The organism is Kosmotoga sp. (assembly GCF_982836095.1).
Window position 1 is genome coordinate 235 of sequence record NZ_CEYIHJ010000087.1, and the last position, 7,415, is coordinate 7,649.

Here is a 7,415-nt window from a genome sequence, read left to right on the forward strand (position 1 = left end):
TGGCAGCTGCTTGAACCCCAAAAACCTTATGAAAAGTTTGAACCGCAAGAAATCATCGAAAGGATTAAAGAAGCCGGTATTGTGGGGCTTGGAGGTGCCATGTTTCCCACAAACGTGAAATTAACACCGCCCAAAGAAAAGAAAATCGATCTTCTTATAATCAACGGGGCGGAGTGTGAACCATATCTCACAGTAGATTACCGTTTGATGCTTGAAAAATCGAAAGAATTGGTTCGGGGAATACGCGCTTTGATGAAAGCACTTGGCGTTACAAAGGCGATAATTGGTATTGAAAACAACAAGCCCAAGGCTATCGATGAAATGAAAAGGGTATCAAAAGGCACCGGAATAGAAGTGGCAACATTAAAAACGAAATACCCCCAGGGTGCTGAGAAACAGTTGATTTATGCCATAACAAAGCGCATTATTCCTTCAGGCGGACTACCTATGGATGTTGGAGTTGTTGTCCAAAACGTAGGGACAGCCTATGCTGTCTATGAAGCGCTTGAAGAAGGCAAACCCCTTGTGGAAAGAGCGGTGAGCATAACCGGGGAGGCTGTTCAAGAACCTGTAAACGTTATAGCTCGAATAGGAACCCTGGCAAGTGAGCTCATAAAACTCGCAGGCGGCATAAGAGAGGAAGAAGTTGACCGAGTTGTATTTGGTGGTCCTATGATGGGTATAGCTGTCCCGCGTGTTGATATTCCCATAGTCAAAGGAACTTCTGGAATCACCGTAATGCCAAAAGAAGTTATTCCCCCAAAAGAGAGTTATCCCTGCATCAGGTGCGGTAGCTGTTTCATGGCATGCCCCATGAACCTACAGCCTTTTGCCTTAAACCTTTATGCCACTAACAGACTTTATGACAAAGCTGTTGAAATCGGTCTTATGGATTGTATTGAATGTGGCAGTTGTTCATACATCTGCCCTGCAAACATCGATCTCGTCAAAAACATCAAGCTAGCTAAAAAAGTTTACAGGACCCTCAAAGGAGGGAAAAGATGATGAAACTGACTGTAGTAGCTGCTCCTCATTTGAGATCAAAAGATAATGTTAGGAAGGTAATGATAGATGTTTTAATTGCTCTTATTCCCGCATCTGTTGCCGCTGTGGTCCTGTTTGGAATGCAAGCGCTTTTACTGATTGTTGTTTCAATGGTATCAGCAGAGCTAATCGAGCTCTTCATAATGAGGGTACTCAGAGAAAAGAAAGATTTCAAACCGGATTTCAGCGCTTCAGTGACCGGTTTACTTCTTGCCCTTAATCTCTCCCTGGCAGTCAGTTGGTGGCAGGCAGTAATCGGTGCTGTCGTCGCTATCGGTATTGCCAAGCATGTATTTGGGGGACTTGGAAAAAATTTCTGGAACCCGGCTCTCATAGGTCGTGTTTTTCTTTTAATGTCGTTTCCCGTTCAAATGACTACATGGTTCAAGCCCTTTGATCTTGAAACTACTGCTACACCCATGGCAATACTCAAAGAAGGTGGGGGTTCGCTACCATCTTTGAAAGACATGTTTATTGGTACAATTCCGGGATCATTAGGAGAGGTCAGTGCCCTGCTGTTACTAATAGGGTTTGTGTATTTAGTATTGAGAGGTCGTATTAAGCTGCTTATCCCTCTCAGTTATGTAGGCAGCGTTGCGTTGATTTCGTGGATTTTTTATACTGTGAATTCAAGCTATGGAAGTCCTCTTTACCATATTCTTGGCGGTGGTCTAATGCTTGGTGCGCTTTTCATGGCCACTGATATGGTCACCAGCCCTATGTCTCCCCTTGGGCAACTCATTTTTGGAACAGGCTGTGGTTTTATAACAATGATCATAAGGTATTTTGGCGGATATCCTGAAGGTGTTTCTTTCTCCATTTTGATTATGAATTCCTTCGTGCCATTGATCGATATGGCAACAAGGCCCAGAAGGTTTGGAGAGGTGAGGGGCAATGCGTGAATTTTTGAAAACAGGACTTGTATTGATGATTATCACGACTATCGCAGGTTTGGGACTGGCATTGGTTTACAACCTCGTCAAAGAACCTATTGAAAAAGCCGAACTCGCTGCCAAAATAGATGCTATACGTTTTGTGCTAACAGATTCAGTTACAGGAAATTTGCTCGTTCCAGAAACCGAAATCCCTGAAGATGGAAAAGCATTGGCAAAATACGAATGGACTCCCATGCCATCTGAGGAAGGTATCATGTACTCTTCAACTACATGGAAAGGGAAGGTTCAGTCGCCAGCTTATATCTTCGAAACTAAAGACGGAAAAAAGGTTTATGTCTTAACTGGCCAGGCGGTTGGTTACGGTGGAAATGTTGTCAGCGTAGCAGCCTTTCTTACCACTCCTCAAGGACTCAAACTTAATGCAATAAAGGTTATGGAGTATTCGCAAGAAACCCCGGGGCTGGGTGCTAATATTGCCCGTGATGATATCCAAAAGCGTTTTTACCCCATAGCCTCGGAAGGACTAGAAAAGGGGCTCAAAGTCAATAAAGACGCTGGGATTATTGTCCCTTCAAATGAACTTCAACGTGCAAGGGACACTGAGGGAGTAGTTCAAACGAGTGATGTAATGACAGGCGCTACTATAACTCCCCGTGCGGTAGTCAATTCTATAAACACTATGTACGAGTTTTTGAAAAAGGCAGGTGTTAAATAATGGCCGCCGGTAATGTCAAGACTTTCACAAATGGTTTTATCGCACAGAATCCAACTTTTGTTCAAGTTCTTGGTATGTGTCCCACGCTGGCTACGACCACAAGTGCAGCAAATGGTTTGGGCATGGGTCTGGCTACAACGAGCGTACTCGTCATGTCAAATGTTGTAGTATCTTTGGTAAGAAAATTCATCCCGGACAAAGTGAGAATACCAGCATATATAGTTATTATTGCTTCCTTCGTAACCATAGTGGATTTGCTGATGCATGGTTTCACATACGAACTCTGGAAAACTCTGGGGCTTTTTATCCCCCTTATCGTTGTCAACTGTATCATACTGGGCCGCGCAGAATCTTTTGCTTCTAAAAACGGAGTGAGGGCGTCATTCCTCGATGGCCTTGGCATGGGACTCGGTTTTACCGGCTCGTTGGTTCTTCTTGGCAGTGTACGGGAATTTTTAGGTAATGGAAGCATCTTCGGATTGCATCTTTCCAACATGAAGATGTTTGCGATGATTCTCCCACCGGGAGCGTACATAGCCCTTGGAGTACTTGCCGGTATGTTTAATTTTATAGGTATAAAGAAAGCAAAAGCGGCAAAGGCTAAAGCCGCAAAATGAGGGGGAGATCTGAATGTCTGTAGGTACAAGACTCTTTTTCATATTTCTTTCGGCATTGCTAGTAAACAACTTTGTGCTTTCCCGATTTCTTGGTATATGCCCCTTTCTTGGGGTCTCAAAAAAGGTGGATACAGCCGTAGGTATGAGCTTAGCGGTCATTTTTGTTATGGTTATGGCTTCCATAATTACCTGGCTGTTGAATCTATTGCTGGTAGCAATGGGTTTGCCATTCTTAACGACTATCGTGTTTATACTCATAATTGCTGTTCTTGTCCAATTTGTAGAGATTGTCCTCAAAAAAACTAGTCCCGGTTTGTATGAAGCACTGGGAATATTCCTGCCCCTTATAACTACCAACTGTGCTATCCTCGGTCTCGCATTGTTGAATGTGCAGCAGGAGTTCAGCCTTATTGAAACCATTGTTCATGCCGCTGGTGCTGGCCTTGGCTTTGGTCTCGCTCTTGTGATCTTCTCAACAATTAGAGAGAAAATGGAACTGTACGAAATCCCGGAATCTTTTAAAGGAACAGCCAGTGCATTGGTTTCAGCAGGGCTTTTATCCATGGCCTTTATGGGATTTCAGGGCCTTGTGAAATTGTGAGGTGAAAACTGTGATAATCGTATATTCAACGATACTCTTGGGAATATTAGGGCTTACTTCAGGTTTATTTCTCGCTTTTGCAGCCTCAAAATTCGCTGTAGAAGAAGATCCCCGGGTTAAACTGGTCGAGGCTGCTCTTCCAGGAATTAACTGTGGTGCCTGTGGATTTCCCGGTTGTTCCGGTTTTGCCAAAGCCTATGCAGATGGAAAAGTGCCAAAGGAAGGTTGTATTCCTGGCAGGCGCTCCGGTGTACCTGAAAAACTTGAAGCCATAACCAAAACTTCACAAGAAAAAATTCTCGCGATTTGGAAAGAAAGTGGTGAGGATGCCGAAAAGGCACTTCAAAAACTCCTATCTGCCACAGGAGCACCACCGAAACCTGTTCCTAAGAAACCCGTTCGTCCAAGCCCTGATGAGGTTGCAAAATACAAAGGCATGTTGAAAGATAATGAATTAGCCAGCCTTATATATGGGGCTTTACCAAATATTGACTGTGGTTTGTGCGGCCATCCCGGCTGCGCTGCTTTTGCTTTGAAATTGGCGGCAAGTGAAGAAAAACCAGAAAAATGCGTTCCGGGAATGCGTCAAAATGTCCCGGAAAAAGTAGCAAAGATTAAAAAGATGTCCTCCAATGAAATAAAGAAAATGCTTGAAGAAACAGCTGGAGACCCAAAGAAGATCAAAGAGAAACTTGGTGGTTAACATTGAAAAGACTGGCGATTATCGGTTCAACTGGCTCAATAGGCAGGCAAACTCTTGAGGTTGTTAAGGATTTAAAAAATCACAAAGTTGTGGCCCTTTCCTGCGGCCACAACTTTTCACTTTTCAGAAAACAGTTATTGGAATATAAACCTGACTATGCTGCTGCTATTATGAAAACAGAAGAACTAGAAAGAGATTTTCCAGAGATAACCTTTTTTTCCGGTGCTGAAGGAATTGAAGAGATGCTGGAAGCCGCCACGCCTGACGTAGTAGTGAATGGCGCTTCAGGAGCTATTGGCCTGCGATACAGTCTTAAAGCGCTGGAGGTTTCCAGGCGACTTTGCCTTGCCAATAAAGAATCTTTAGTATGTGGTGGAAAGCTCCTCATAAAAAGGGCAGTGGAAAAAGGTGCTGAACTCATTCCCGTTGACAGCGAGCATAGTGCTATATTCCAATTAGTGCGTGGAAAAGACAAACCTGAAAAGATATTTATCACCGCTTCAGGCGGCGCATTGCGGGATTATTCAATAGAAAAAATGTACAATGCTTCACTGAAAGAAGTGCTTAGGCATCCAACCTGGTCCATGGGAAATCGCATTACAATAGATAGCGCTACAATGGTTAACAAAGGACTTGAAGTTATAGAGGCCCATTACCTTTTCGAATATGATGAAGAAGATATTCTAACATACATATGCAAAAACAGCTTGATACATGGCGGAGTAATATATAGTGATGGTGTAATTAAAATGCATCTGGGAAAGCCCGATATGAAAATCCCCATAGCCTACGCTCTTAGTTATCCAAAAAGAGGATATCATTCTGATTATATGAACATTGTTGAAATGTCCCTTATGCTGGAAGAAATAGATTATCGTAAGTATCCTGCTCTTGAACTCGCAAGGGAAATAACAGGCATATCTTCCAAGCAAATTGCATACAACGCTGCTGATGAAATTGCAGTCAAATATTTTGAAAAGGGAGCGATTCATTTCGGAGAAATCTTTAAATTGATCAAGAGAGTCGTTGAGCTTATACCCGAAACGGATCCACGTGATTTCGATGAAATTGTTGAAATAGACAGATATTCCAGAGAACTTGCAGAAAAGGAGGTCGCAAAACTGTGATTGCCCTCTACTTTATCGTGATATTTACAGGTGTTGTAGTTGCACATGAACTGGGGCACTATCTCTTTGCTAAACTCTTTGGCGTTAAAGTCTTGGAGTTTGCCATTGGCTTTGGTCCAAAGCTTTTCTCAATAAAAGGGAAAGAAACCACTTTTAGCATAAAGTTGATTCCGCTGGGCGGGTATGTGAGAATGGCTGGCGAAGATCTTGAAAGTCTTGAGAAAGATGCTGAAAGTGTGCCTAAAGAACAGCTTTTCAATTCCAAACCTTCCTGGCAACGCTTTCTCATTGCCTTTTCAGGGCCTTTGTTTTCCATACTGGCTGGATTTCTAATTTTTGCAATAGCTGGTGCCATATGGGGTTTCCCTGAGGTAATTGTAGAAAGGGTTCAGCCCAATTCACCTGCCTATTATGCCGGTCTTCAAAGCGGAGACAGGATAGTCTCCGTTGATGGAAAAACTCTCATTGAAAGTTCAGTGCTTTCGAGAAAAATAAAAAACGGGAAAGAATTGAATATTGTTGTCGAGAGAAATGGCAATCCTGTGGAACTTAACATAAAACCGCAACTATTGCCCGAAAGCGCTGTGTTCGTGCTGGAAGATGTGACCGGGAGTCCCGGCAACAAATTGCTTAAAGTAGACAGAGCCCCTGTAAGCAATGGGTACAGCAATATCGCTCAAATGTTTCAACCCGGGGAAATTGTGGAACTTATTTTTGAAAACGGGAAAAAGATACGTGCAACGTTGAAAAACCTTTCAATATCAGAACCCTATTTTGCGCTTGGTATTTATTACGCTTCCTTTGAACCTGTGTTCAATACCGATGTGGAAAGCTTTAAAGCTGGCGATAGAATCGTACGTGTCAATGATTTTCTAATTAACGATGGCCTTGATTTTTCGTACTTTGTTCAAGGGATATCGACAGACCAGTCGACAATGTATCTGTATTTCACGGGAGATACGCTTGATAAAGCACTTCAAGGCTTCCCTGAAAACCTTGAAATAGAAGTTCTGAGAAATGGTCATCCCGTGATAATTAATACAGCTAAAAGCGATTTTATCTCTATTCTCGGAATGCCAAATGTATTCAGGCAAGGATTTAATTATTGGTACCCGGGGAATGTGTTTGAAGCATTTTCGTTGGGTGTTAAGTGGGCTATGGAACTTCTCCGGACTATGGTGGAAATAGTTAGCAATCTCTTTACAGGGCAATCTTCATTAAGAGAGTTTACCGGGCCAATTGGCATTGTCAAGCTTGTGGGAGATGCGGCAAAAGCTGGAATGAAAATGGTGATTTTATTGGTTGGTTTGATAACTCTTAATCTAGGAGTTGTTAATCTTCTGCCACTTCCCGCCCTTGATGGTGGAAGAATGGTGCTCGCGCTCATTGAAATGGTGATCAGGAAGCGCATTGATCCCAAAGTGGAGGCCTATATACATGCAATAGGGTTCTTCATACTGATTGGCATACTTCTCTATATCACATTTATAGACGTTGGACGTTTTCTGGGGTAGTGATTATGAGTAGAATAGTTAACATAGGAAAAATAAGCATAGGCGGTGGAAATCCCGTTGCCATACAGTCAATGACAAATACCGATACAAGAGATGTTGAAAGTACATTAAGACAGATAGAGGCCCTTTACAATGCAGGTTGTGAACTCGTCCGTGTTTCAGTGCCAGATTTTGATAGTCTTAATAGCTTTTCAGATA

9 protein-coding genes are annotated in these 7,415 nt (G+C 42.7%); all 9 read left to right on the top strand.

Annotated elements, in window-relative coordinates:
• Positions 1-1,005: electron transport complex subunit RsxC (gene rsxC, locus AC3LHT_RS06695; RefSeq protein ID WP_488662356.1), on the top strand; the 1,005-nt coding region annotated here is incomplete at its 5' end.
• Positions 1,005-1,946 carry an RnfABCDGE type electron transport complex subunit D gene (locus AC3LHT_RS06700; protein WP_488662361.1) on the top strand — a complete coding sequence of 314 codons (942 nt, stop codon included), beginning with the start codon at positions 1,005-1,007 and terminating at the stop codon, positions 1,944-1,946. The genes rsxC and AC3LHT_RS06700, both read left to right, overlap by 1 nt.
• Entirely contained in the window at positions 1,939-2,655 is a 717-nt protein-coding gene (locus AC3LHT_RS06705) for an RnfABCDGE type electron transport complex subunit G (RefSeq protein WP_488662357.1), read from the top strand. Before AC3LHT_RS06700 ends, AC3LHT_RS06705 begins: the two co-directional genes overlap by 8 nt.
• Positions 2,655-3,272 (top strand): electron transport complex subunit RsxE, encoded by a 618-nt coding sequence (rsxE, locus tag AC3LHT_RS06710; RefSeq protein ID WP_290646653.1) that lies wholly within the window; start codon positions 2,655-2,657, stop codon positions 3,270-3,272. Before AC3LHT_RS06705 ends, rsxE begins: the two co-directional genes overlap by 1 nt.
• Before the next feature lie 13 nt (positions 3,273-3,285).
• Positions 3,286-3,873: an electron transport complex subunit RsxA gene (gene rsxA, locus AC3LHT_RS06715; RefSeq protein WP_290646651.1), complete on the top strand. Its 588-nt coding sequence runs from the start codon at positions 3,286-3,288 to the stop codon at positions 3,871-3,873.
• Positions 3,874-3,883: 10 nt separating this feature from the next.
• Entirely contained in the window at positions 3,884-4,576 is a 693-nt protein-coding gene (locus tag AC3LHT_RS06720; RefSeq protein ID WP_488662358.1) for a (Fe-S)-binding protein, read from the top strand.
• A 2-nt stretch (positions 4,577-4,578) separates the two neighbouring features.
• Positions 4,579-5,703, top strand: a complete 1,125-nt coding sequence (dxr, locus tag AC3LHT_RS06725) for a 1-deoxy-D-xylulose-5-phosphate reductoisomerase (RefSeq protein ID WP_488662359.1) — start codon at positions 4,579-4,581, stop codon at positions 5,701-5,703.
• On the top strand, positions 5,700-7,217 hold the full coding sequence (locus AC3LHT_RS06730; protein WP_290646645.1) for a M50 family metallopeptidase: 1,518 nt from the start codon (positions 5,700-5,702) through the stop codon (positions 7,215-7,217). The genes dxr and AC3LHT_RS06730 overlap by 4 nt, the downstream gene beginning before the upstream one ends.
• 5 nt (positions 7,218-7,222) lie before the next feature.
• The coding region (locus AC3LHT_RS06735) for a flavodoxin-dependent (E)-4-hydroxy-3-methylbut-2-enyl-diphosphate synthase (RefSeq protein WP_488662360.1) at positions 7,223-7,415 on the top strand (193 nt) is incomplete at its 3' end.